The organism is Bradyrhizobium sp. CIR18 (genome assembly GCF_014198295.1).
GTDB lineage: Bacteria > Pseudomonadota > Alphaproteobacteria > Rhizobiales > Xanthobacteraceae > Bradyrhizobium.
In genome coordinates, this window is sequence record NZ_JACIHF010000002.1 from 739,790 (window position 1) to 765,746 (window position 25,957).

Genomic DNA, 25,957 nt, shown 5'->3' on the forward strand with positions numbered 1-25,957 from the left:
GCCCAATTTAAACCAAACGTTTAACTCTCTATCTACAATCATCTGTTAACTCCTCGATAAGCTCGCTGGTTCGGAGTTCCCCTTTGGCTACTGCCGTCACGGTCACGAAGACGAACAACGCCGACATTGATGGCCTCTTGTCGGGCTATAAATGGTCTGGCGCAATCACCTACAGCTTTCCTGATTTAGCCAGCGACTACGCTAGCCCATACTCAGGCGGCAGCAGTGAGCCGAATACTTCGGGCTTCGCCTCGGCACCAACCCAGATGCAGGCTGCGATCAACTACGCGATCGGTTTGATCAACGGCTACACCAACGCCAACATTCAGTACGCAGGCACGAACGGCGCCGACATCATGATTGCGCAGTCGCCGGCGGCCAACCCGACGTCCTACGCCTACTATCCCGGCAATTATGCGTCCGGCGGCGATATCTGGTTCGGGACTCAGTACAGTTATTCGCAGGCCAAGCTCGGCAATTATTACTTCGCGACAGCGCTGCACGAGCTCGGCCACGCTGTCGGCCTCAAGCACAGCCAGGAAACCGGTGGTCCGGCCAACGTCGCCGTGCCGACTGCGCACGATGACAGCGAATACACTGTCATGAGCTACCGCAGCTATGTCGGCGCCTCGACGACGAGCGGCTATACCAACGAAACATACGGATATCCACAGACCTACATGGCCAACGATATCCTCGCGCTCCAGACCATGTACGGTGCGGACTACACAACCCAGAGCAGCAACACTGTCTACACCTGGAATCCGATCACGGGACAGGAGTTCATCAACGGCGTCGGCCAACTCGCACCGGGCGGCGGCGCCGGCGGGTCGGCCAACCGCATCTACGAGACGGTCTGGGACGGCGGCGGCGTCGATACCTACGATCTGTCGAACTACACGACGAACCTGAGCATCAACCTCAATCCCGGCGCCTCGTCGGTGTTCTCCTCCGTGCAGCTCGCCAATCTCGGCAACGGCCATTACGCCTCGGGCAACGTCTACAACGCCTATCTCTATAACGGCGACGCGCGCTCCTACATCGATAATGCCACCGGCGGCTCCGGCAACGACACGATCGTGGGCAACGCCATCGCCAATGCGCTGAACGGCGGCTTCGGCAACGACACGATCACCGGCGGTGGCGGCAACGACACCATCATCGGCGGCTCAGGCACGGACACCGCGGTGTATTCCGGCAGCCGGGCGAGCTACGTGATCTCGTACAACACGACGACACAGACGTTCACGCTGACCGATCTGCGCAACGGCTCGCCAGACGGCATCGATACGGTCACCGGCGTCGAGTATTTCCAGTTTGGTGACGGCACGATCGCTAGCTTGACGTTCGTATCGCCAACGGTGGTCGAGGGGCTCGGAACGACCAGTTTGGTGCAGGTCGGGAATAGTTACTCTCTTAACCCTGTTGCCGGCGGAGCGGGACCGCAGCTGAAATATAACGGCTCACCGGTTGCAGTTGACATGTGGGCGGGTTGGGCCCCGATCGGGGCGGAGCAAACGGGTAGTGGGTACGATGTGGCCTGGAAGAATGCGAGCACGGGCCAGTACAACATCTGGAGCACCGACTCGAATGCCAACTACGTCACGAATCTATTGAGTTTTGCCTCGGGTACCAGCTCCGCGCTGGAAGCGTATGAACCACTCTTCCACCAGGACCTGAATGGCGACGGCGCGATTGGTGTGCCAACGATAGCAATCGAGACAGCCGGCTCAACGACCTTGGCCGAAATTGGGAATAACTATTTCCTCAATCCCGTGGCAGGCGGAATCGGGCCCGAGCTCATGTTTTCGGGCGCGCCGGTCACGGTCGACATGTGGACTGGCTGGGCGCCGATCGGGGCAGAGCAGAGCGGTACTGGCTATGATGTGGCCTGGAAGAATGCGAGCACGGGCCAATACAACATCTGGAGCACCAACTCGAATGGCAATTACGCAACGAACCTCCTTAGTTTTGTGTCTGGGACGAACTCGGCGTTGGAATCATATGAGACTACGTTCCACCAGGATCTTAATGGCGACGGTTTGATTGGCGTGCCCACAATCCCGATCGAGACAGCGGGCTCGACGAGCCTTGTTCAAGTTGGGAACGAGTACTTGCTCAATCCCGTGGCGGGCGGAGTAGGGCCCAGGCTCACGTTTTCGGGCGCGCCGGTCGCGGTCGATATGTGGACAGGCTGGGCGCCGATCGGGGCAGAGCAGAGCGGTACTGGCTATGATGTGGCCTGGAAGAATGCGAGCACGGGCCAATACAACATCTGGAGCACGGACTCGAATGGCAATTACGCAACGAACCTCCTTAGTTTTGTGTCTGGGACGAACTCGGCGTTGGAATCATATGAAACCACGTTCCACCAGGATCTCAATGGCGATGGTTTGATTGGTGTACCCACGATCACGATCGAGGCAGCGGGCTCGACGAGCCTTGTTCAAGTTGGGAACGAGTACCTCCTCAATCCCGTGGCGGGCGGAGTAGGGCCCAAGCTCACGTTTTCGGGCGCGCCGGTCGCGGTCGATATGTGGACAGGCTGGGCGCCGATCGGGGCAGAGCAGAGCGGTACTGGCTATGATGTGGCCTGGAAGAATGCGAGCACGGGCCAGTACAACATCTGGAGCACCGACTCGAATGGCAATTACGCAACGAACCTCCTTAGTTTTGTGTCTGGGACGAACTCGGCGTTGGAATCATATGAAACCACGTTCCACCAGGATCTCAATGGCGATGGTTTGATTGGTGTACCCACGATCACGATCGAGGCAGCGGGCTCGACGAGCCTTGTTCAAGTTGGGAACGAGTACCTCCTCAATCCCGTGGCGGGCGGAGTAGGGCCAAGGCTCACGTTTTCGGGCGCGCCGGTCACGGTTGACATGTGGGCGGGATGGGCGCCGGTCGGGGCGGAGCAGGCTGGTGGTGGTTATGACGTGGCCTGGAAGAATGCGAGCACGGGCCAGTACAATGTTTGGAGCGTCGACTCGAATGGCAATTATGTCGCTAACCTTCTCAGTTTCGTTTCCGGGAGGAGCGCGGCGCTACAATCGTATGAGACCACGTTCCATCAGGATTTGAACAGCGATGGTGTTGTTGCGATAGCTGCTGGCAGTTCATCAATTGCAATGGCCGCAGACGACACCTTTGTGTTCCATTCTATCTTCGCCGAATCCAACAACTTTGAGTACGTTCCTACGGCGCTTCTAGGTCTGAATGCAGACAGCAATGGTGCAAGGGCCTCGCTCGGCCCATCCAATCCCGTGCTAGAAGCCGTGACGCAGATCGACGCAAATGTCACCGATCTGCTTTCGGGCCACTTCAATCATCTGGCAGGTTTCGCGGCGCACGATCTGCTCGCCTGACGTATGCGAGCGAGGATAAAACGCAGGCATCGAGCCTGGCAGACGAGAGTGTCGAGAAGCTGCGTCGCGTGGCGAGGGATGCAGGCGTGGTCCAGATTTTGATATCTGAAGGTCTCTCGCGAGATGCTGATCGATGTGTCTCTTTACCCGGTGCACTTCCGGAGCTTAATTGCGGCGCAAAACAAGACCGCGCTCGCATTATTCGGACAAGCTTCTGCGGGAGCTTGAGGCGCAGAAGGTAGAGAAGCGGCAGCCAACTCCGCTACAAATCAAAATTGAGGAATTCCGAAAAAAGCAAGGACGACGGTAACTGACGCGTCGTAACTGAATGTTGCGAACGGGATTCCGAGCCCATCTTGGTCTCGCGCCAGTTGGCGTGGAAGAAGGCGCCGGTTGCGTCGGGCATGGACGCCCCATCCGCCTGGCCAAGCCGCTACCGTTGAAGGGAATAAATCGCCCGCCCCCATGCTGCTTCGCCGGCCTGGGGCAGTTGCTGATATCGCTTTCAGACGCGTGGAAGATGGCGCCCCGGCAACTTGCCCGTCACTTGGCTAAGTTCACCCCTTCTTTGAAATAAGCGATCGTCTTCTGCAGCCCTTCGTCCAGCGCGACTTTCGGCTGCCAGTCCAGCAGCGCTTTGCCGTCGAAAGATCCGGCCGGCGGTGTCGCGGATCGGCTCGCGGCAGCGGCTTGAAGATGAGTTTGGAGCAGGAATTGGTGAACTTGATCACCTTCTCGGCCGAATTCCGAGTTGTGGCCGAGATTGACGGCCCCCGTGCACCCGTCAGGAGACAACATACCCGAATGGTCGCCTCGACGAGATCGTCGACATAACAAAACGACTGGTTTGGCCACGGTCGGCGAAGATGGTGATGGGATCGACCTTGAGCGCCTGCACGATGAACGATGAAACGATGCGGCCGTCGCTCGGCTGCATTCGCGGACCGTATGTGTTGAAGATGCGGGTAACAACCTTGATCGGCAACCGATGCTGGCGCCAATAGTCGAAGAACAGGGTTTCGGCGCAGCGCTTGCCTTCATTGTAGCAGGAACGTAGATCGGATTGACGTTGCCCCAATATTTTTCAGTCTGCGGATGGATCAGCGGCTCTCCATAAACTTCGCTCCTAAAAGCCTGGAAGATCCGCGCCTTGAGACGCTTGGCTAGATCCCAGCATGTTGATGGCGCCGCGGACGCTGGTCTTAGTCGTTTGTACGGGATCGCGCTGGTAATGGATCGGCGAGGCCGGGCAGGCGAGATTGAAGTCGCGTCGACCTCGACATAGTGCGGAAAGGTCACGTCGCGCCTGACCGCTCGAACCGCGGGTTCTGCAAGAGGTGAGCGATGTTGCGCCGGCTGCCGGTGAAGTAATTGTCGACCGAGAGGACCTCCGCCCCTTCGGCAAGCAGCCGTTCGCACGAGTGGGAACCGATTAAGCCGACCCGCCGGTCACCAGGATTCGGCCGTTGTGGTAACGCTCAAAGGGCATCGGCTTCCCAGTCGCTTGGGTTCGGCTGACTAGGGCTCGAGCGCGACTTCTATTGGCGGCGCAGCTGGTAGCCAAGTTATAGGTATTTTTATACCGTAGTCGCAATTTGCGCAAAGACCGGTCGCTGCATTGTCCGGTGTCCCGAAGGTGTTGGCGCTTCCCGTCATTTTTTCTCGATAGAAAAGCGATGCTGCGCACGGTAAGACCCCCTACGCGGGTTCGCGGCAGCGCCAAGGCAGGACTTCCACTGTGACGCCAATTTCCAGTCTCACCTATCGCAATTATCTGATTGCGCTGCATGACGCTATTGCGACAGCTCTGGCTGTCCTTGTCAGCTTCTATCTACGTTTCGAAGGCGATCTTCTATTCGAGCGATTACCTCTGCTACTTCGCCTGCTGCCGTTCTTTGTCGGGTTCAGCGTCGTCGTTTGCTACGTTTTCAATCTAACTACCACGAAATGGCGGTTCATATCTCTGCCTGACGCGCTCAACATTCTGCGCGTCGCGTCTGTTCTCACGGCCGCATTGGTTGTGGCCGACTACATTTTTGTATCCCCGAACGTCTTTGGTGCATTTTTCTTAGGAAAGATTACTATCGTTCTGTACTGGTTCTTTGAAGTATTCTTCCTTAGCGCATCGCGGTTTGCCTATCGGTATTTCAGATATAGCCGTACTCTTCGTCATGTTCGCGAGCAGAATGCGCCTCCAACGCTCATTGTCGGTAGGGCTGCCGACATGGAGGTCCTTTTGCGGGCGATCGAGAACGGCTCGGTCAAGGGAATTTTCCCGATAGGGCTCATTTCGCCGTCGCGAGCGGACCGAGGGCAGCTGGTTCGCAATATTCCCGTGCTTGGCGGCTTGGACGATTTCGAAAACGTCATTCGCGATTTTGCCAATCGCAAGCGACCGATAGCGCGGCTTGTGATGGGGCCGTCGAGCTTTGATCCCGATGCGCATCCTGAGTCAATCCTTGTGCGGGCCAGAAATCTGGGCATGGTCGTAAGCCAACTACCCTCGCTGGAGAGCGGGGAGACGCCGAAGCTGAAGCCGGTCGCCGTAGAAGATCTCCTGTTGCGGCCGATCCATACCATCGACCATCGGCGGCTCGAAGATCTGGTCGAGGGAAAGGCGGTGGTGGTCACCGGAGGAGCGGGATCGATCGGCTCCGAAATCTGTGATCGTGTACTTCGTCACGGCGCGGCCAGACTACTCGTGATCGATAACTCTGAGCCCGCGTTGTACCGTTTGATGGAGACGATCTCCGTCACTAATCCGGCTGCGAAGCTGGAAGCCAGGATCGCGGACGTGCGAGACCGAAACCGGATCTTTCGGTTGTTGGCGGAATTCAAACCTCAAATCGTGTTTCACGCTGCGGCGCTTAAACACGTTCCCATTCTTGAGCAGGACTGGGGCGAGGGCGTGAAGACGAACGTGTTCGGCTCGATCAACGTTGCCGATGCGGCCGTCTTGTGCGGCGCTGATGCGATGGTGATGATCTCAACCGATAAGGCTATCGAGCCGGTCTCGATGCTTGGCCTCACTAAGCGGTTCGCAGAGATGTATTGCCAAGCCCTCGATTCCGAGATTGGAACGGGCCTCACGGCGGACCGGACGCGACTGATTTCCGTCCGCTTCGGTAACGTCCTTGCCTCTAATGGTTCCGTCGTTCCAAAATTCAAGGCGCAGATCGAGGCAGGCGGCCCGGTCACGGTTACGCATCCTGATATGGTTCGCTATTTCATGACGATCAGAGAAGCTTGCGAACTGGTCATGACCGCGGCGTCTCATGCGTTGTGGGCAGATCAAAGAGACGTGTCCGTTTATGTTCTCGACATGGGCCGCCCGGTGAAGATTGTGGATCTAGCAGAGCGCATGATCAAACTTTCCGGACTCGAGCCGGGCCGCGACATCGATATTACTTTCATCGGCATTCGGCCGGGCGAAAGGCTGAACGAAATCCTGTTCGCGAGCGAAGAGCCAAAGGTCGATATCGGAGTTGCCGGCGTAATGGCCGCGAAGCCCAACCAAGCTTCGATGTGGAAGATGAGGAGCTGGGTAAAAGCACTGAAAGAGGCCAGCGAGAAAGTGGACAGAGAGGCAATTCAAGCGATTCTGCAGGAGGCCGTGCCGGAGTTCCGGAACGATGCGGCTTAGGCAGACGATCTTCTTTTTCTTCTTTTTTTGTGAGCGAGGCAAAAAGCCCGCTCAGCGCTATGCGGCCGCGCAAGCACCACCACCATGATTTCGATCGCGACGGACCTCTGTTCGCCGCGGTCGATTTTTGAGCAAAGGAAGACGCGCTGCTGCAGCGAGCGCTTGCGGCCCCCAGCGGCAGCGTACCCAGCTTTAATCTCGTAAATCCGATCTGTGGTGCAACGAACCGGTCGCGTCATCGTTCTCGATAGATGGGCCTGGCCAAGGGCAAGAACGCGTGGGCGACGGGGCAAGTCTAATCTTGTTGCACGGCTCACTTCATGCTTTTCTCAAGCGGTCGTTAGCTGGGGAGTCGAATGAGCCCTTTGGTTCGAGCAACTGCCTTGGCAGGCTGTCTGGGCTCACTTTTTGGTTGCGCCACTCCAAACCAAACGCCCTCGCAGTCCTCCAATCTATCAGGAGCGCGGTGGGCACGCGATCTTATGAACCACCGCCGCATCGGGAGCAGCCCTCTCACCTGCCGCTGAGTATTCCTCCAGACGGAGTTAGAGTCCGGCCCGAAGAAGGACGGACAGATGAAGCGAGCTCGGTTCACGGAAGAGCAGATTAGTGCGGTGCTGAAGGAGCATGAGGCCGGGGCGAAGACGGCCGATTTGGCTCGCAAGCACGGGGTCTCCGAGGCGACGATCTACAATTGGAAGGCCAAATTCGGCGGCATGGACGTTTCCGAGGCGAAGCGGTTGCGGGCCCTGGAGGAGGAGAACGGGAAGCTGAAGAAGCTTCTGGCCGAGCAGATGCTCGATGCAGCCGCACTTCGCGAGCTCCTTTCAAAAAAATGGTAGGGCCCGCCGCCAACCGCGCTGCTGTCGCGCATCTGCAGGCCGTCATGAGCCTGTCGGAACGGCGGGCCTGCTCGATCGTGGGTGCGGATCGGAAGATGATCCGCTATCGCTCCAGCCGCCCGCCGGACGCAGTTCTGCGTGGGCGATTGCGCGATCTCGCCAACGAGCGGCGGCTTTTCGGCTATCGCCGCCTGTTCGTCCTGCTGCGGCGGGAGGGCGAGCCATCGGGGATCAATCGGATCTACCGGCTTTATCGCGAGGAAGGGCTCACCGTCCGCAAGCGGCGGGCTCGCCGCAAGGCGGTTGGGACCCGGGCGCCGATCCTGGTCGAGGCCAAGCCCAATGCCCGCTGGTCGCTGGACTTCGTCCACGACCAGTTCGCCAATGGTCGACGCCTCCGCATCCTCAACATCGTCGACGACGTCACCAATGAATGTCTGGGCGCCATTCCGGACACGTCGATCTCGGGGCGGCGCGTGGCCCGCCAACTCGCGGCAATCGTCGAGCGACGCCGCAAGCCAGGAATGATCGTGTCCGACCATGGCACCGAGTTCACCTGCAACGCCATGCTGGCTTGGTGCAAGGACGCAGCCATCGATTGGCACTTCATCGCACCGGGAAAGCCCATGCAGAACGGCTTCGTCGAGAGCTTCAACGGCTGGATGCGCGATGAGCTACTCAACGAGACCCTGTTCTTCGATCTCGACGACGCCCGCGCCAAGATCACCAATTGGGTCGCCGACTACAATCTCCAGCGTCCCCACTCGTCGCTGAAATACCTGACCCCCGCGGCCTGAGCACGTCGCGGTTTCTGGAGCGGGCAGGGGCCGTCGCATAATCGGGATGGCTGTAAAGCTCCGGTGCGCCGATCGCCTGTGCGAAGCGCTCCCAGATCCGTCCTGTCGTTGCGATGTTGATCTAGCCGTCGGAGGTCTTGAACACGCCGGTCGGGATGCTGGTTGGATGATTCGTTTGCGAATGCGCCTTGATCTGTTCGAATCTAACAATCTGTCTTCCGCTTGCCTCTAAATCGACCCTGGCTGAGTTCCGGCGATTGTCTATCTAGGAGCGATTCCGTGAGGCACGTTCTGGGAATAGAAAGCGCGCACTCCATTCTGGTCTTCTAATATTCTCGATAGGGATCGTCCGGAAGATTCGTCGTTCTGCTGGATGATCCTCCCCGCTGCAAGACCAACGCCAATCACATAGATCCAGCCTGGCACAAAATCGAAAAGGTGCGAGTTGAATAGCGAGCTGACTGTATTCTGCACCACGACAATGAAGCCCAGCCATGGATAAAAGCCGGAACCCCGAAAAAGGCTAAGGTGACCGATCCACATTGAGTACAAGGCGACACACCCGATTAGTCCCCACTGCACGGCTACGCTGAGAGTTTGATTGTGGGGATTGCTTATCGTTTCCGCGCCCAGCCCGGTTTGCCCCACTGCGACGCGATCGAATAACATTTGGGTAGATCCTGTGCCGTGCCCAACGATAGGAGCTTCTCGAACGAAGCCCACTGACTTGCGCCAATACTCGAGTCGCAATCCAGCAGAGGTTATCTCATTACCGGCACCGGACTTTGAATATTCGAGCAGGATACTATTCGCTCGATTTTGTAGATTGGGTGAGGCAAACCATGCAGACCCCGCAAGGAATATGCAAAATGCAATCGCTCCATAAAAAAGTGAGCGCGGCAGATAAAACGCTCCAAAAACAAACAGCATGATCGGCACATATATTAGAGCTGTCCGCGCGAGGACCACGAAAGTCAGATTGGCAAGAAATACAATTGATAGCGCGAGTAGAGGCAATGCCAAACGAATTCTTCCCTCTTTGATCAACTCATAAATTGGCCAAGCTAATACCACAGCGCACAACGCAAACGATTGGCTTTGATCGATGTAATTCTTTACAGGGACTCCCGGCTGCAAACTTGCAGTTGGGGTGAGATTCGGCACAAACGCTGTGACCCACGACAACGTAAGGAGAACAGTGCAAGATCCAAGAAATGCAAAGGGTATCCAAAATGAGCGGGATGACTCTCGAAAGTAGTAGATTAAGAACGGCATCATAAGAAACTTTAGCGTGGGATTTACGCCTCGTAGTCGAGTGGTCCAAGAGACGTCAGTCGCCCACAGAGTGCCTATCACGGCTATCGCAAACAGCGCCACGGCAAAACCGGCTCTGGAACGGCCGACCAAATAAACAAGTTCTTCGCGTCGGATCCTCGGGAACACGCTAAGTACCCAGAGAGCGCTGAAGATAGAGGTGATGGTTGTAGACCACGGTAGCGATGCGACCGTGATCATGGCGAGAACATCGCTCGTTGTTGTTGAGCTCATGAGGGTCGGAAAGCCCCGAAAATCTCGGACCCAACTGTACCACTTCTTGTCTACCGTAAATGAGCTAAGCTCGCTGTCCATAGTCCCTCGATTGGTTTGCATGGCAACGCGATTCCAAGCGATCAAGATGGCAGATCAAGCAAGAGAGTCCCTCAAACGGTAAAAGCTTTTCTTAAGCTCGCGATCTCTTCGGCCCCGAAGCCGAACTCCTTCAGCACCTCGTCGGTCTGCTCACCGAACTCCGGCGGCCGCGCCACCATCCTGCTCGGTGTGCGCGACAGCGTCACGGGCTGGCCGACCAGACGGATATGAAGGCCTTCCTCGTTCGGCACGTCCTGGGCAATTCCGAGATGCTTGACCTGCGCGTCCTCGAACATCTGGTCAATGGCGTAGATCGGCCCGCAGGGCACGCCGGCCTCGTTGAGCTCGCGGACCCAGGTCTCGGTCGACTTCGTCACCGTGCGCTTCTCGATCTCGGCGTTGAGCGCATCGCGGTTCCTGGAGCGGGCAGGGGCGGTCGCGTAGTCGGGATGGGCATAAAGCTCCGGTGCGCCGATCGCCTGCGCGCAGCGCTCCCAGATCCGCCCGCCCGTGGTGGCGATGTTGATGTAGCCGTCCGAGGTCTTGAAGACGCCGGTCGGGATGCTGGTCGGATGGTTGTTGCCGGCCTGCTTGGCGACCTCCTTCTCCATCAGCCAGCGCGCGGCTTGGAAGTCGAGCATGAAGATCTGGGCCTGCAGCAGCGAGGTCTGCACCCACTGGCCCTTGCCCGAGACCTCGCGCTCGAGCAGCGCGGTGAGGATGCCCATGGCGCAGAACAGCCCGGCCGTGAGGTCGGCGACGGGAATGCCGACCCGCATCGGCCCCTGGCCCGGCGCGCCGGTGATCGACATCAGTCCGCCCATGCCTTGCGCGATCTGATCGAAGCCCGGCCGCTTGTGGTAGGGGCCGTCCTGGCCGAAGCCGGAGATGCTGCCATAGACGATGCGGGGGTTGATCGCGGCGAGGCTGTCGTAGTCGATGCCGAGCTTCTTCTTCACGTCCGGCCTGAAATTCTCGACCACGACGTCGGCCTTGGCGGCGAGGCGCTTGAACAATGCGAGCCCGCGCTCGTCCTTCAAGTTCAGCGCCATCGCCCGCTTGTTGCGGTGCAAGTTCTGGAAGTCAGACCCGCGCCGCGGCCCGCCCGGCTGCTCGCCGCCGGCATCCTCGGTCAGGGCGTCGATTTTGACGACGTTGGCGCCCCAGTCGGCGAGCTGCCGCACGCAGGTCGGCCCGGAGCGGACACGGGTCAGATCGAGCACGGTGAAGCGCGACAGGGCTTCCGAGGCATGCGGGACGGGCATCTGGAAACGCTCCAAGAGAATGATTTCGGATGGACAATAGAGCTGGAGAGTATTCCAGCAAGCCTGCTCAATGCAGACCACGGCTCTCGAATTCAATGAGCTGGCCAGCTGATGTCTTTGGAAGCCTCGCTTTCATGCTGGCGCCACAGATTCTGTTGTGGAGCCGGAATAGCTTAGTGACAGAAGGCCGATCGTGGAATTGAGCGGGAAAGTAGGCGCGTTCACTACACCGTCTGCGGAGCGACGCGCTCCGGAACGGGCATTATCGCAAGGTACGCGGTTCCCCCTGTTCTCGTCGCGATTTCGATTCGACGTGGGTTGATGCCGAGCCGCATTGTAACTAGTTCGCGGACTTCGCCGCGCCGCGTGGCGGTCAGTCGCAGGGGAGCCTTGGGTGCAGGGGCGACGATGGCGGCGACCTCGTCCCGACAGCGCGTTCATGGCTGGTTGCTGCGCGGCACCTCAACGTGCGGGTGGAGAGAAGGCCGCGGACAGCGCGGCTCGCTTTTCGTTACTGAGCTTGTTGTAGAGCTCGACGATGGATCGGCCGATGATGCGCGCCGAGAGCTTGTCCTCGACCAGTTTCCGCGCGGCAGCGCCAAAGCGTGCGCGCAACTCCCGCGACTGCGCAAGCGTCAGGATAGCGCTGGCGAGCGCCGGCGGATCTTCGATTGGGACCAATAGCCCGGTCTGATTGGCGATGCAGATCTCGCGGCAGCCGGCCGCATCGGTGGCAACCAGCGGCCGGCCACAAGCCGCCGCTTCCATCAGTGCCACCGGCAGGCCCTCGCGATGCGAGGGCAGCACTGCGATATGCGCCGTGCGCCACAGCGTGGCGATATTGTCGACATAGCCGAGCCGGGCAACGCCGGGACGCCTGATCCAGGATTCGACCTCGTCGGGCGACACGGACGCCGGATTCGCCGGATCCGGATCGCCCCTGATAATCAGATTGATATTGTGCCCCTGAGTCCGCAAGAGATCATGGGCCGCGACCAGCGCGCGGATGCCCTTGTCGACCAGGAGTCGTCCGACAAAGCCGATGGTGATCGGGCCATCAGGCTCGGGCAGCGGCTGCAGCCTGTCAGCATCGACGCCGGAGCCCGGGATCAGCGTGATCCGCTCGGGCCTCGCGCCAAGTGCCAGCAGTGCGTCGCGGTCATCAGGATTTTCCACCAGAATGTTGCTGTGCCTGCGGTTGAGTAGCCACGGCAAAAGCAAGACCATGCCCTGTTTCAACAGGCGCGCTAGAAGACTCGGCGAGGTGAAGATGTAGCCGAGCCCGGTGATGGCATTCACGATCGGAAAATCGCGGTCGAGTGCGGCAAGCGAGCCCAACACGCAGCATTGCAGAGCGGAGTGATGCACGACCGCAGGATCAATCGCGTTCTCGATCTTGCGGATCGCAAGCACCGCACGCATGGCCGCAAGCGGCGACAGGCCGCCGCGCTTGAAGGGAATCGGGTGGAGCACAAAGCCTTCCGCCTCGATCGCGGCCCGGCCTTCGTTCACATTGCTCGCGACATGGACCTCGAAACCAGCGTCGCGGGCGGCGCGCGCCATCGGTAGGCGGCTGAGCAGGAAGGCCCAATCCTCGATCACGACATAGAGGAGGCGCGACGGTCGATTGATCGCGCCTGAGGTCATCGGATGAGGGCCGTCGGTCACTCCGTCGCCTGCTTGTTCTCGCTGAGATAGGCGCGGTAGGCCAGCGCAATGCCGTCCTCCAGCGAAGTACGGGCGCGCCAGCCGAGTGCGGCGAGGCGGCTGACGTCGAGCAGCTTGCGGGGCGTGCCGTCGGGACGCGAGGTGTCGTAGCTGATCGCGCCCGTATAGCAGACGGTGCGCGCCACGACATTCGCGAATTCGGCAATCGAGATGTCCTCGCCGGTGCCAATATTGACCATGTCGCTCGACGAATGCACTTTCATCAGGTGCACGCAGGCATCTGCCATATCGTCGACATATAGGAACTCCCGCCGCGGCGTACCGGTGCCCCAGACCACCACGTTTGCAGCTCCGGACAGCTTCGCCTCATGGAACCGACGAATCAGCGCGCCCACCACGTGACTGTATTCGGGATGGTAATTGTCGCCGGGGCCATAGAGGTTGGTTGGCATCACGCTGATGAAATCACAGCCATACTGGCTGCGATAGGCTTCCGCCATCTTGATGCCGGCGATCTTGGCGATCGCATAAGGCTCGTTGGTCGGCTCCAGCGGACCGGTCAGCACGGTATCTTCGCGCAAGGGCTGCGGTGCGAGCTTTGGATAGATGCAGGACGAGCCGAGGAACATCAGCTTCTCGGCGCTGTTCATCTGGGCAGCCTGGATCACGTTCGCCGCGATCGCGATATTGTCGTAGATGAACTCGGCGCGCAGCGTGTTGTTGGCAACGATGCCACCAACCTTGGCTGCGGCGAGGAAGATCACCTGCGGCCGCGCGCGCGCGAACCAGTCGAACACTTGGGCTTGGTTGCAGAGATCGACCTCGCGCCGGTCCACGGTGACGAGCTTGACCTCTTCCCGTACCAGCCGGCGTACAATCGCACTGCCGACCATGCCGCGATGGCCGGCCACGAAGACCGTCTTGCCCTTCAGCTCAAACGGCGTGCTTGCCATTGGCGACCTCCAGCCGGGCCTCGCTAAGATCGCCCGCCACCATTTCCTTCACCAGCTGAGCAAAACTCGTCTTCGGCTTCCAGCCCAGCTTGGCCCGCGCCTTGCTGGAGTCGCCGATCAGGAGATCGACCTCGGTGGGGCGGAAATAGATGGGATCGATCCGCACCACGGTCTTGCCGGTCTTCCTGTCGACGCCGGTCTCGTCGACGCCTTCGCCGCGCCATTCAACGCTGCGGCCGACCTCGGCAAAAGCAAGCTCCACGAACTCTCGCACCGAGCGCGTCTCGCCGGTCGACAGCACGAAGTCGTCAGGGCTATCCGCCTGCAAGATCGCGTGCATGCCCTCGACATAGTCCCGCGCATGGCCCCAGTCGCGCTTGGCCTCGAGATTGCCGAGATAGAGCGTCTCCTCCAGCCCCATCTCGATGCGGGCGACCCCGCGCGTGATCTTGCGGGTCACAAAGGTCTCGCCGCGGATCGGGCTCTCATGGTTGAACAGGATGCCGTTGCTGGCAAACATCCCATAGGCCTCGCGGTAGTTCACCGTGATCCAGTAGCCATAGAGCTTTGCCACGCCGTAGGGCGAGCGCGGATAGAACGGCGTGGTCTCCTTCTGCGGGATCTCCTGCACCAGGCCATAAAGCTCGGAGGTCGAGGCCTGGTAGAAGCGGGTCTCTTTCTCCATGCCGAGGATGCGGATGGCTTCCAACAGGCGCAGCACGCCGATCGCGTCCGCATTGGCGGTGTATTCGGGGCTCTCGAAGCTGACGCCGACGTGGCTTTGCGCAGCGAGATTGTAGATCTCGGTCGGGCGGATCTGCTGCACCAGGCGGATCAGGTTGGTCGAATCCGTCATGTCACCATAATGCATCAAAAACGGCACGTTTCCGACATGAGGGTCCTGGTAGAGATGATCGACGCGGGCGGTGTTGAAGGAGGACGAGCGTCGCTTGATGCCATGCACGGCGTAGCCGAGGCCGAGCAGATATTCAGCGAGGTACGCGCCGTCCTGACCGGTCACGCCGGTAATTAGCGCCACGCCCCGCTTGTTGTCCTGTGCCTGCATCTCTTCTCCACCAAACGCGGTCGCCACTCGTCTCCGGCGTCAGCCAAGATCACGTCGGCCGTGCCCCCGCTCATAGTCCGGCACTGGCCCGAAAACCCCTGTTCATTGACACGGGAAGCGAGGAGCGCAATGAGCCGCCTCAACGGCGCATGGCCTTAGCATCTCGGCTTTTCAAAGTCTAATGGCAAGACGGGCCGAAAACGGAACGAAAAGTCCCGGGAGTCGGCCCGGCCGGGCCGCCAGGAGCAGGGGGCAGCTGACGTTGATTTGGCCACACCACTAGAAAAGCCCCTGCGCAAGCGAAGCAAAGCGCACCGCGCATTCGTAGCATCACAACCGTGTTTAATCTGCAAGGGCATGCCATGCCATGCGATGCGCACCATCTCAAGATAGCCCGGCCGCAATCTTTAGGACGAAAGGTCAGCGATGAATATACGGTCCCTCTTTGCCGCAACCACCATCAGGAACTGCATCGACATGGAAATGAAGCCAACTGGTGGGCGAACATGAATATAAGTCCACGCGGTATCGCGGCAGAGCTCTGGGCAACGGGTCCGATGCGAAAACAAGGAATGGCTCAAGGCGAACCCGCTCAATTGGTCCTCTCTTGAGTATCTGCTCTAGACGAAATGAAAGTCGCTTTGGTGAACGAGCAGCTGCACGGTCGTGACATGCTGTAGCGTGATGGTGTCGTGTGTGGATCGGTAATGACGGCGTTACCGCCGCCGTCATCGTGAGTGGCCGCCAACAGCGCGGTCACGTCGGTGAATACGCTCTTGCTGAATTGCAGCGTATCGGTCGCCGGCGCAATCTCAGTAGGGTGATATTGCCGAAATTTGGCACGAACACGTAGCTGTCATGCGCAGCAAAATTCGAGACCTCACTCGCAACAGTCGCCTGTGCGGTCGGCGTGGCAGCGACGACAACGTTCCGCCATGGCCGTCGTCGGCGAAGTGGAAGCTGTCCTGCAAAGACTGTCCCAGGAATTGCAGCGACGCCGCATTCGCGCCGTTGCTCAGCGAAAGGGTGCCGGAAGCGCCGTCGAAGCTCGAATGCAGTGTATTGAAGTCGAAGCCACGCAGATCAACCTGGTCGGAGCCGGCAAGTGTGGTGTCGCCGCCAAAGCCCAGGAGCTGCCCGCTAAAAGTGGAGGGTGCGTCGAGCGTCAGCGCTTCTCCATCGAACGTGGTCTGCATTGCAGAAGCTGCGGGCGCGGTTGCGACGGGCATGCCGATCGTGCCGTCGCCGTTGAAGTCCCGCTGGAAGGTGGTTTCGTACGACTCGGCCGCGGTGCTTGTCGCTGCCGCGAAGCTGAGCAGGTTGGTGATGTAGTGTCCAGTGCTGTCGGTGCTCCAGATGTTGAACTGGCCGGTGCCGGCGTTCTTCCAGGCCACATCGTAACCGCCAGACGTCTGCACTGCGCCGATCGGCGCCCAGCCGGCCCACATTCCGGCAGTGACGGGCGCTCCGCTGAAATAAAGCTCTGGGTCGGTGCCGCCGACTGGATTGAGAAAATAGTTCGGTCCGGCTTGAACCAAGCTGGTTGGTCCGTCGGTCTGGATGACCACGGTCGGGATGCCGATCGTTCCGTCGCCATTGAAGTCCTGCTAGAACGTGGTTTCGTACGATTCGAGCGCGGTGCTCGTTGCGCTGGCGAAACTGAGCAGGTTGGTGATGTAGTGCCCGCTGCTATCGGTGCTCCAGATGTTGAACTGGCCGGTACCGGTGTTTTTCCAGGCCACATCATACCCGCCTGACGCCTGCACCGCGCCGATCGGCGCCCAGCCAGCCCACATTCCGGCCGTGACCGGCGCGCCTGCAAAGTAGAGCTCCGGCCCGCTGCCGCCGCCGACTGGGTTGAGAAAGTAGGTTATGCCGCTCTGCACGAGGCTGGTCGAGCCGTCGGTCTGGATCACCACCGTAGAAGGGCCGATCGTGCCGTCGCCATTGAGGTCTTGCTGAAAGACGCTCTCATAGGCCGAGAGCACGGGACTCGTTGCCGATGCAAGACTGACTAGGTTGGTGATGTAATTTACATTGCTGTCGGTGCTCCAGATGTTGAACTGACCGGCGTAGGCATTTTTCCATGCCACATCATACCCGCCGGATGTCTGCACCGCGCCGATCGGTGTCCAGCCCGGCCACATTCCGACGGTTATCGACGCGCCGCCGATGGAGAGCTCGGGACCGGTCCAGCTGCCGGCGGCCTCGAGAAAATAGTTCCCTCCGGATTGGACCAAGCTCGTGGTGAGGTCCGTTTCAAGGATGACAGCTTGGATCCCGATCGCGCCATCGCCATTCAGATCCTGATGGAATGTGCTCTCGCAGGATTCCAGCGCGGGATTGCTCCCGGGAACGAAGCTCAAGAGATTTGTGCTGTAGTGGGCGCAGGCGTCGGTGCTCCAGATGTTGAACTGGCCGCTGCTGGCGTTCTTCCATGCAATGTCGTAGCCGCTGACCGTCTGTATGGCCCCAATGGGAGCCCATCCCGCCCACATCCTGGCGGTGACGGGCGCACCGCCATAATAGAGTTGAAAAAAGGTATTTTGATTTCAATACATTATATGTGTTCACGTCTTGAACGTTCCGCTTGACGTTCACGGCTTGAACGCAGTAATAGCCTTCGCTGCGGCTGGAGGCTTGATGGGTGAGCGCTTGCTAAACGCAGACCATGAGAACGAGCGAATCGTTCTTGGCCTGTTGAGTTCGGTGGAAAGCGATGGTGCGCGCTCGCAGCGCCACATCGCCGCCGAGCTCGGCATCGCGCTCGGCTTGGTCAACGCCTACCTCAAACGCTGCATCAAGAAGGGGCTGGTCAAGGTGAGTGATGCGCCCGCGCGCCGCTACGCTTATTACCTGACGCCGCAGGGCTTCGCCGAGAAATCCCGCCTCACGGTTCAATATCTGTTCAACTCATTTTCCTTCTTCCGGCTGGCCAAGAGCGATTGCGCGCGCGTGCTCGACGAGGCCAAGGCGAGAGGCTTTTCCCGCGTGGTGCTTGCGGGCCAATCGGACCTGGCCGAAGTTGCGATCCTCTGTACGGTCGAGGCGGGCGTTGCGGTCGTGGCGGTCGTCGATCCCGCAACCGAGGTTGCACGCTTTGTCGGCGTCAATGTTTTCAGGTCCTATGACGAGGTGAAGGAGGCGTTCGACGCCGTCATCGTCACCGACGTCGCGCACGCCGGCGCATTCTATGACGCGGCCGCCGCGGTGTGCGGCGCGGAGCGGGTGCTCGCGCCGGGTCTGCTGGGCTTGCGCGAGCGAAACGGAAAAGCGGAGGGTGCACCATGAGCGAGGCGGTCGAGGCGCGCTGGTATGTGGTGCAGACGCAGGTGAACGGCGAGGCCAAGGCCGCGCAGAACCTTTCGCGCCAGGGCTACGAGATCTATCTGCCGCGCTATCTGAAGCGCCGGCGCCATGCGCGCAAAGTCGATTTCGTCGCAAGAGCGCTGTTTCCGCGTTACATGTTCGTGGCCATCGACATGGCGACGCAGCGTTGGCGCGCGATCCAGTCGACCCAGGGCGTGTCGCATCTCGTCTGCAACGGCGAAGAGCCGGCCGCGGTGCCGAGGGGCGTGCTCGGTGCGTTGAGGGCGCGCGAGGACGAGCGCGGCTTTGTGAGCATGGAAGCCAAGCCGGCGTTCGCGCTTGGTGACAAGGTGCGGGTGCGTGCAGGCGCCTTCATGGACAATGCCGGGCTATTCGACGGAATGGGGGACCATGACCGGGTCGCCATTCTGCTCGATATGCTCGGCCGCAAGGTCCGCGTTCACCTCGACGTGGATCTGGTCGCCACCGCCTAAGTGCGGGTACTCGCGCGGCGCGGTCTTGAGGGCGCCGTGCTTCGTGTCTGCTCCTTTCGGGAGCCTCCGGGTGGAGAGCGTTTCACCCGGAGTGCGGTAGCATGGAAATTTTCGGCGAATGACGATTCTGGTAACGGGCGGCGCAGGCTACATCGGCAGCCACATCGTGCTTGGATTGGTTGATCGAAACGAGCGCATGACCGTGCTCGACAATCTGTCGTCGGGCTTCCGGGACGAGGCGTGCCGGCGATCCGGCCGCCATCGTCGCTGACAGTCGGCGGCTGCAGCGAGTGTTGTCGTGGGCGCCCGCCTATGACGACCGTGAGTCCATCGTAAAGCACGCGCTCGCTTGGGAGCGGAAGCTAAACCTCCAATGAAAGCCATGACAGCCAAAATCATCATCTCGCACGGTCGCGTGATCGACCGCACATCGTCTTGTGTGTCGCGGAATCGACTGCTTTTGTTTGGCCGGCGAGAGAGACCAACATTCGGCCTCACAACCTGACGGCGCGACGCGGAGCCGAGTATGACGATTGTTCTGACGCCTGTTGAAGATGAGATCGGCGGTATCAAAGATACCGACGTCAGCCTGCGCTCGCTGGAGATCAGTGCAGCCGAAGATTTGTGGCTCGGGCTCTTCAAGCGCGAGCTGTGGGGCCGGCTCGGCTGGCTCGATGTGAAAAGGCGTTATCGACGGACGACGATTGGTCCGTTTTGGACATCGATTACGCTTGCAATCTATACGTTCAGCGTCGGCTTCGTCGGCGCGGCGCTCTGGCACCAGGACATCTTTGAGTACTTGCCGTTTCTGGTCAGCGGCATGGTCGTTTGGATGCTGGTTTCATCCATTGCGATGGAATCGTGCAACATGTTCATTGCCGGACAGGCGCTGTTCCGCAACATCAGGTTCGAGTACTCGATCCTCGCCTATGCGCTGGTCTGGCGAAATTTTCTTGTGCTCTTGCACAACTTCGTTGTCTATTTCCTGGTCGTCGTGGCGCTGAAGCCGTCACTTCTCAGTTTCACACTCCTGCTGGTATTCCCGGGACTTGCGCTCGTCATCTTGAACGGCGTTTGGATATCGCTGTTTCTTGGGCTGGTCTGCCTGCGATTTCGCGACGTGCCACAATTGGTCTCCAGTGCCATACAGATTTCGATGCTGGTCACGCCATTGTTCTGGCCGGCCGACACGTTGACGGGAATGCGACGTATCCTGTTTGTGGAATCGAATCCTCTCTATCACGTGATCGATGTGGTCCGCGGGCCGCTGGTCGGCAGGGTGCCGGGCGCGATCAGCTATGTGGTCATGATCGTCATGTGCATCGGCGGATGGTGGCTGACATATGCCATGTTCAAGCGCTTCCGCAGGCGCATCGCCTATTGGAGTTGAGCAAAGTGGCGACCGTCATTCTTGAAAATGTGAATGCGCATTTCCCGATTTATGGGGCTCAGCAGCAGAGCCTGCGCAAGGCGCTGTTCCAGCGTGCCACCGGCGGTTCGATCGAGCGCGAGGGCAAGAACAATGATCGCATCACCGTCAAGGCCCTGAGCGACATCTCGCTCGCGCTGCGCGACGGTGATCGTGTCGGCTTGGTCGGCCACAACGGAGCCGGCAAGTCGACGCTCCTCAAGCTGATGGCCGGCATCTATCCGCCGGTCTCCGGCACCGTCAGGGTCGAGGGACGCGTGACGCCGCTGTTTGACGCTATGCCCGGGCTCGACGGCGAGGACTCCGGCTATGAGAATATCATTACGTCCGGAATGCTAATCGGGATGACGCGGCGGGAAATTGAGGCGAAAATTCCCGAGATCGAGGAATTCTGCGAACTCGGCGAGTATCTCAGCCTCCCGGTGCGCACCTACTCGACGGGCATGACAATGCGCCTGGGCTTTGCGCTAGTGACGTCGCTCGACCCCGGCGTGATCCTGATGGACGAAGGTTTCGGCACCGGCGACCTCCGCTTCGCCGAGCGCGCGGAGGCGCGAATGAAGGAGTTCATCGGACGAAGCCCCATCATGGTCCTGGCAAGTCACTCGGACAAGATCATCAGGACGATGTGCAACAAGGCTGTCCTGATGGAGTCCGGCCGGATCGTTGCGTTCGGTCCTGCGGACGAGATCTGTGACCAGTATTACGAGAGCGTCCACGCGGCAGCCGCGGCGGCCGAGCGCGCGAGGCAGATGGAACGGGCGGCGGCCGTCGCCGAGGCAGCCGCGGCAAATGATGGTGCAGCCGCCCAGGATTCCGAGGGCGGGTCCGCCGGCGAGCGTCGCGGGATGTTTCCCAGGTCTTCGTTGAATTTCCCCCTGGAAGCGCTGAGACCGGGCGATGATGTCGCGAAACTTCATGGCGCGCGATTGCTGGTGGGTGATCTCGACGGACTCGAAACCATCGACAGGAACGAACTGATCAGCATCGAAATGAAATTCGAAGTGCTGAAGCCTGGCCACACGATGATGCCGAACTTCCACGTGTTCCTGGGTGATCAGTATGTGTTCGTGAGTTCTCCGTCGCAGAATTCCGAGCTGGAGCCCGGTATCTACACCACCCGGATGTCAATCCCGCGAGGATTTCTCAATGTGGGGTTCTTCGTCGTCGGCGTAGCGCTCACCTCGGTCAATCCGCAGCGGATCCATTTCTATCTCCAGCAAGCACTGCGCTTCAGCATTACGGAGCGGGTGTTCGATGGAATCCCTGGGCCTGTCAGGCCATCGATGACTTGGGACGTCACCCGTGCGTGAGCTGCGGAGCGGAGCAGTCCGGTGATTTTCCACGCGCTCAAGTTTGCCGGTGCGTATCGTATCGAGCCGCAGTGGATCACCGATCAGCGTGGCAGCTTCGCGCGGCGGTTCTGCGCTGAGACCTTTGGTGCGCGCGGACTTGAAACCGACTTCATCCAGAGATCGATCTCCTCAAACAGACGTGCAGGAACCCTGCGCGGCATGCACTTCCAGGCCGCTCCGCATCTTGAGACCAAGCTCGTGCGATGCACGCGCGGGGCGATATTCGACGTGATGGTCGATTTGCGGCGGGAGTCGGCGACTTTCGGTCAATGGTACGGTGAAACCCTGACCCCCGACAACGGCATCATTCTCTATATTCCGAAGGGCTTCGCGCACGGCTTCCAGGTCTTGGTCGACGCCAGCGATGTCGACTACGAGATCACGCCGGCTTACGTTCCTGGTGCCGAAAGGGGCTTCCGCTTCGATGATCCCGCGTTGGCCATCGACTGGCCGCTCGCGGACTTTATCATCTCGGAACGGGACCGCGCGCTGCCGCCATCGTTTCTCGAAGCATCACTTGGATGAATTGCATGCCAGATCGAACTCCCACGGCTTCGTCGACACCGTCTCGCATACTCTATACCAAGCCGTCCATTACGGAGCTCGAGACGCGCTATGCGGCGGATGCCGCGGCCAACGGCTGGGGCGCGCGCTGCTACGACTATATCAATCGCTTCGAGGCCGCCTTCAGGGATCATCTCGGCGTGTCCCACGCAATAGCCACGTCAAGCTGCACCGGCGCGCTGCACATGGGAATGGCGGCGCTCGGTATTGGTCCGGGTGACGAGGTCATCATGGCCGATACCAACTGGATCGCCTCGGCGGCGCCAATCACCCACCTCGGGGCGACCCCCGTCTTTGTCGATATTCGTTCCGACAGTTGGTGCATCGACCCCGATCTGGTGGAGGCCACGGTCACACCGCGGACTAAGGCTATCCTTGCGGTTCACCTGTACGGCAATCTGTGCGACATGGACCGCTTGTTGGCGATCGGCGAACGGCATGGCATTCCGGTGATCGAGGATGCCGCGGAGGCGATCGGTTCCGAGTATTTCGGCAGACGTGCCGGAAGCATGGGGCGCTTCGGGGCCTTCTCGTTTCATGGAACCAAGACCGTCACCACGGGCGAGGGCGGGATGTTCGTGACCAACGATCCATCCCTTTACGAGCGCGTGCTGACGCTCTCGAACCACGGCCGATCGCGAACGCAGCACAAGCAGTTCTGGCCGGACGAGGTGGGCTTCAAATACAAGATGTCCAACCTCCAGGCGGCTCTCGGCTGTGCGCAAATGGATCGAGTTGCCGATCTGATCGGCCGCAAGCGGCAGATCTTCCACTACTACCGCGACCGCTTGCGTGATCTGCCGGGGGTGCGAATGAACCCGGAACCAAGCAACATCGTCAACGGTGCCTGGATGCCCACGGTTGTCTTCGACGAAGCAACCGGCGTGTCGCGCGAAAAGCTCGCGGCCGCGTTCGCAGCCGACAATATCGATGCCCGGGTATTTTTCTATCCGCTATCGGGATTGTCTATGTTCGAGGCCGTGCCGGGCAACCGGCTGGCGTGGTCGATTCCCGAACGCGCGATCAATCTGCCCAGCTATCACGATATGACGCAGGAAGAGCAGGATCGCGTGATCGCCGTCGTGCGCCGATTTCTGTCGGACAATTGACACTGCAATGAAGCTTCTCCTGTTTGCGGACGGTCACATCGGCTTCGAAGTCGCTCGCTGGCTGCTTGGAAATTATCCGGACGATCTCGGCCTGGTGGTGAGTACGGCCGACAATGAGATCGCCGCGATGGCGGGTTGCGCGGGTGCGCCGTCGCTCGTCTTTCAGTCGTCCAGCCAGATCTCGGATTTCGCCGCGAGCGAGCGCCTTTCTTTCGACCTCGGCATTCTGGCGTGGTGGCCGAAGATCATCCGGCCGCCTCTGCTCGGCCTTCCTCGCCGCGGGTTCGTCAACACCCATCCGAGTCTGCTGCCCTACGGCCGCGGCAAACACTACAATTTCTGGTCGATTGTCGATCGGGTGCCCTTCGGGGTGACCCTGCATATGGTCGACGAAGGGGTCGATACCGGCGATATCGTCGCCCAGGCCGAGCTTCCCTATGACTGGGAGGATACCGGCGAATCGCTCTACCAACGGGCGAGGGAGGCCATGCTGAAGCTGTTTCAAGAGACGTATCCGAGACTTCGGAGCCTCGACTTCGAGACCCGGCCGCAGCATCCCGGAGCCGGGACCTTTCACCGCGCCTCCGAACTCGAGCCGGCCAGTGCGATCGACATCGAGAGGACGTATTTGGCGCGCGATCTGCTGAATTTGCTGCGTGCACGCACCTTTTCAGGCTATCCCGCCTGTTCGTTCTCGGATGGCGATGACGTGTATGAGGTTCGCGTTGAGATCAAGAGGAAGCCGCGATGAGTGAGTATGAAAAATTCAAGCGCGAATGCGCGACCGAGATCGCGCAGATGGGCGATGATGGCGAACTCGCTCTTGCCACGCGCGCCTGGATGGATCGCGCCAATCGCGCGAAATACTCCTACCATTTCGAGTGGATGGGCCGTCCAATAATCCAATATCCTCAGGATATACTCGCTGTTCAGGAGATCATCTGGTCCGTGAAGCCTGACCTCATCATCGAGACCGGCATCGCGCACGGAGGATCGCTGATCTTCTCCGCTTCGATGCTGGAATTGAACGCGATTTCCGGCGGCGCGAAGGATGCCGAAGTGCTGGGAATCGATATCGACATCCGCGCCCACAACCGCGCCGCGGTCGAAGCGCATCCGATGGCCCGGCGGATCTCCATGATCGAGGGGTCCAGTGTCGCTCCGGAGGTGGTTGCCGCGGTCAGGGCCAAGGCTGCCGGCAAGCGCAGCGTTCTCGTCATGCTGGACAGCAACCATACCCACGATCACGTCCTCGCGGAGCTGGACGCCTTCGCCCATCTGGCGACCGTCGGGAGCTATTGCATCGTGTTCGACACCGTGATCGAGGATATGCCCGCTGACGCTTTCACGGATCGACCCTGGAGCCGGGGCAACAATGCCAAGACTGCCGTATGCGAGTTCCTCGAGCGGCACCCGGAATTCGAGATCGACAAGAGCATCCAGCACAAGCTGTTGGTCACGGTGGCCCCGGACGGTTACCTCAAGCGTCTCAAGTAAGGGTTCGGGTAGCCGAATGACTGAGCCGCTCGTCACCATCGGAATACCGACGTTCAACCGACCGGAGGGGTTGCGGCGGACGCTTGGCAACCTTTGCGCGCAGACCTATCGTCACATCGAAATCGTCGTTTCTGACAACGCGTCTCCAGGCTCGGCTGTTCGAGACGTCGTCGACGAGTTCGCCGCGAACGATGCGCGGGTCAGCTACCAACGGCATCCGGAAAATATCGGAGCCATGCGCAATTTTTCGTCCCTGGTGCTCAGGGCGCGCGGCGAGTTCTTCATGTGGGCCGCGGATGATGATCGCTGGGAGCCGTTCTTTGTCGAGCGCTGCGTCCAACGGCTCGTAGCAGATCCCGGGCTCGCCGTGTGCCAGATGGAAGCTCAATACGAAGTCGACGGGAAGATCTTGTTTCCGTTCTTTTTCGAGGGCTCGCCGTTCAACAGCTATTCCTCACGCTCGCCAGTCGACCGGGTGAAACATCTGCTCCGTCACGTCTACGGCAATCTGGTCTACGGCGTATTCAGGCGGGAAGCTCTGTTCCACGATGGGAAGCCGGTTACGGAGTGGATTGGCCGGACGCTCAACGAGATCCCGATGCAGATCCTGCTGGCATCGTGGGGAAATATCCGGGTTATTCCGGAAATTGGCCTCTACAAGTCGGCGCCGCGAACCGTTTGCGAGCAGGCGCAATGGGAGCAGGTCGGCGGTCGGCTGCCCTATTGGCGGGGCTGGCGGAATTATCTTACGGATTGTCGGTCGCTGCACCAGTATCACAAGATGGTCATGCATGAGAATTTCGCGGCGATCGACGCCCTCGGGCTCGATTCCCGGACGACCGGACGGCTACGCACCTTCGCCGCATATTGTCTTTTGAAGCATGAATGTCTCCTCGCATTGCGGTGGAAGCCTGTCGGCCCGGAAGCACCGCGGCCCACCGCAGCGAAGCCAGTGGCACAGAATTGATC

18 protein-coding genes and 5 pseudogenes are annotated in these 25,957 nt (G+C 59.9%); 13 read left to right on the top strand and 10 right to left on the bottom strand.

All coding sequences use genetic code 11. The features are described 5' to 3' along the window. Positions 1 to 83 precede the first annotated feature (83 nt). Entirely contained in the window at positions 84 to 3,368 is a 3,285-nt protein-coding gene (locus GGD65_RS12040) for a M10 family metallopeptidase C-terminal domain-containing protein (RefSeq protein WP_183235386.1), read from the top strand. Between the two features lie 543 nt (positions 3,369 to 3,911). Here GGD65_RS12040 and GGD65_RS12045 read toward each other — a convergent pair. Beyond that, positions 3,912 to 4,857, bottom strand: a pseudogene (locus GGD65_RS12045) (UDP-glucuronic acid decarboxylase family protein). Between the two features lie 249 nt (positions 4,858 to 5,106). Between GGD65_RS12045 and GGD65_RS12050 the strand changes: the two are divergent. Then, a complete protein-coding gene (locus GGD65_RS12050) occupies positions 5,107 to 7,011 on the top strand; it encodes a nucleoside-diphosphate sugar epimerase/dehydratase (protein ID WP_183235387.1) in 1,905 nt (634 codons plus the stop codon). Between the two features lie 575 nt (positions 7,012 to 7,586). Then, a pseudogene (locus GGD65_RS12055) lies at positions 7,587 to 8,650 on the top strand (IS3 family transposase). Here the strand turns inward: GGD65_RS12055 and GGD65_RS40150 are convergent. From GGD65_RS40150 to GGD65_RS40960, 9 genes and pseudogenes are all read right to left on the bottom strand, one after another. Continuing rightward, a pseudogene (locus tag GGD65_RS40150) lies at positions 8,649 to 8,825 on the bottom strand (CoA transferase); the annotation flags it as partial. The pseudogenes GGD65_RS12055 and GGD65_RS40150 overlap by 2 nt on opposite strands. 86 nt (positions 8,826 to 8,911) lie before the next feature. After that, positions 8,912 to 9,814, bottom strand: coding sequence for an O-antigen ligase (locus GGD65_RS12060; RefSeq protein ID WP_183235389.1), 903 nt, complete (start codon positions 9,812 to 9,814; stop codon positions 8,912 to 8,914). Positions 9,815 to 10,350: 536 nt separating this feature from the next. Beyond that, positions 10,351 to 11,544, bottom strand: coding sequence for a CaiB/BaiF CoA-transferase family protein (locus GGD65_RS12065; RefSeq protein ID WP_183235390.1), 1,194 nt, complete (start codon positions 11,542 to 11,544; stop codon positions 10,351 to 10,353). Positions 11,545 to 12,006: 462 nt separating this feature from the next. Beyond that, a complete protein-coding gene (locus tag GGD65_RS12070; RefSeq protein WP_183235508.1) occupies positions 12,007 to 13,191 on the bottom strand; it encodes a glycosyltransferase family 4 protein in 1,185 nt (394 codons plus the stop codon). 17 nt (positions 13,192 to 13,208) lie between these two features. Continuing rightward, complete coding sequence (locus GGD65_RS12075; protein ID WP_283813656.1) at positions 13,209 to 14,165, bottom strand: GDP-L-fucose synthase; 957 nt, start codon at positions 14,163 to 14,165, stop codon at positions 13,209 to 13,211. Further along, positions 14,146 to 15,231 carry a GDP-mannose 4,6-dehydratase gene (gene gmd, locus GGD65_RS12080; RefSeq protein ID WP_183235391.1) on the bottom strand — a complete coding sequence of 362 codons (1,086 nt, stop codon included), beginning with the start codon at positions 15,229 to 15,231 and terminating at the stop codon, positions 14,146 to 14,148. The genes GGD65_RS12075 and gmd overlap by 20 nt, the downstream gene beginning before the upstream one ends. An 812-nt stretch (positions 15,232 to 16,043) precedes the next feature. Then, entirely contained in the window at positions 16,044 to 16,799 is a 756-nt protein-coding gene (locus tag GGD65_RS12090) for a hypothetical protein (protein WP_183235392.1), read from the bottom strand. Between the two features lie 39 nt (positions 16,800 to 16,838). Beyond that, positions 16,839 to 17,150 (bottom strand): hypothetical protein, encoded by a 312-nt coding sequence (locus GGD65_RS40955; RefSeq protein ID WP_312017700.1) that lies wholly within the window; start codon positions 17,148 to 17,150, stop codon positions 16,839 to 16,841. 21 nt (positions 17,151 to 17,171) lie between these two features. Beyond that, positions 17,172 to 17,765, bottom strand: a pseudogene (locus tag GGD65_RS40960) (protease); the annotation flags it as partial. Positions 17,766 to 17,808: 43 nt separating this feature from the next. On the opposite strand from GGD65_RS40960, the gene GGD65_RS12100 reads away from it, so the two are divergent. The 10 genes and pseudogenes from GGD65_RS12100 to GGD65_RS12145 all read left to right on the top strand — a co-directional run bounded on the left by GGD65_RS12100 (position 17,809) and on the right by GGD65_RS12145 (position 25,955). Further along, positions 17,809 to 18,522 carry a winged helix-turn-helix transcriptional regulator gene (locus GGD65_RS12100; protein WP_246783250.1) on the top strand — a complete coding sequence of 238 codons (714 nt, stop codon included), beginning with the start codon at positions 17,809 to 17,811 and terminating at the stop codon, positions 18,520 to 18,522. After that, the gene (locus tag GGD65_RS12105) at positions 18,519 to 19,034 is read left to right on the top strand and encodes a transcription termination/antitermination protein NusG (protein WP_109143053.1); all 516 of its coding nucleotides are present in this window, start codon (positions 18,519 to 18,521) and stop codon (positions 19,032 to 19,034) included. The genes GGD65_RS12100 and GGD65_RS12105 overlap by 4 nt, the downstream gene beginning before the upstream one ends. A 118-nt stretch (positions 19,035 to 19,152) precedes the next feature. After that, positions 19,153 to 19,266, top strand: a pseudogene (locus tag GGD65_RS12110) (NAD-dependent epimerase/dehydratase family protein); the annotation flags it as partial. 294 nt (positions 19,267 to 19,560) lie between these two features. Beyond that, positions 19,561 to 20,424 (top strand): ABC transporter permease, encoded by an 864-nt coding sequence (locus GGD65_RS12115; RefSeq protein ID WP_183235395.1) that lies wholly within the window; start codon positions 19,561 to 19,563, stop codon positions 20,422 to 20,424. Between the two features lie 5 nt (positions 20,425 to 20,429). Next, on the top strand, positions 20,430 to 21,776 hold the full coding sequence (locus tag GGD65_RS12120) for an ABC transporter ATP-binding protein (protein WP_183235396.1): 1,347 nt from the start codon (positions 20,430 to 20,432) through the stop codon (positions 21,774 to 21,776). Positions 21,777 to 21,797: 21 nt separating this feature from the next. Further along, complete coding sequence (rfbC, locus tag GGD65_RS12125) at positions 21,798 to 22,343, top strand: dTDP-4-dehydrorhamnose 3,5-epimerase (protein WP_183235397.1); 546 nt, start codon at positions 21,798 to 21,800, stop codon at positions 22,341 to 22,343. Between the two features lie 5 nt (positions 22,344 to 22,348). Next, on the top strand, positions 22,349 to 23,491 hold the full coding sequence (locus GGD65_RS12130) for a DegT/DnrJ/EryC1/StrS aminotransferase family protein (RefSeq protein ID WP_183235398.1): 1,143 nt from the start codon (positions 22,349 to 22,351) through the stop codon (positions 23,489 to 23,491). 7 nt (positions 23,492 to 23,498) lie between these two features. After that, positions 23,499 to 24,242, top strand: coding sequence for a formyltransferase family protein (locus GGD65_RS12135; RefSeq protein WP_183235399.1), 744 nt, complete (start codon positions 23,499 to 23,501; stop codon positions 24,240 to 24,242). Further along, positions 24,239 to 24,988 (top strand): cephalosporin hydroxylase family protein, encoded by a 750-nt coding sequence (locus GGD65_RS12140; protein WP_109143060.1) that lies wholly within the window; start codon positions 24,239 to 24,241, stop codon positions 24,986 to 24,988. The genes GGD65_RS12135 and GGD65_RS12140 overlap by 4 nt, the downstream gene beginning before the upstream one ends. A gap of 16 nt (positions 24,989 to 25,004) precedes the next feature. After that, complete coding sequence (locus tag GGD65_RS12145) at positions 25,005 to 25,955, top strand: glycosyltransferase family 2 protein (protein WP_183235400.1); 951 nt, start codon at positions 25,005 to 25,007, stop codon at positions 25,953 to 25,955. Positions 25,956 to 25,957 lie beyond the last annotated feature (2 nt).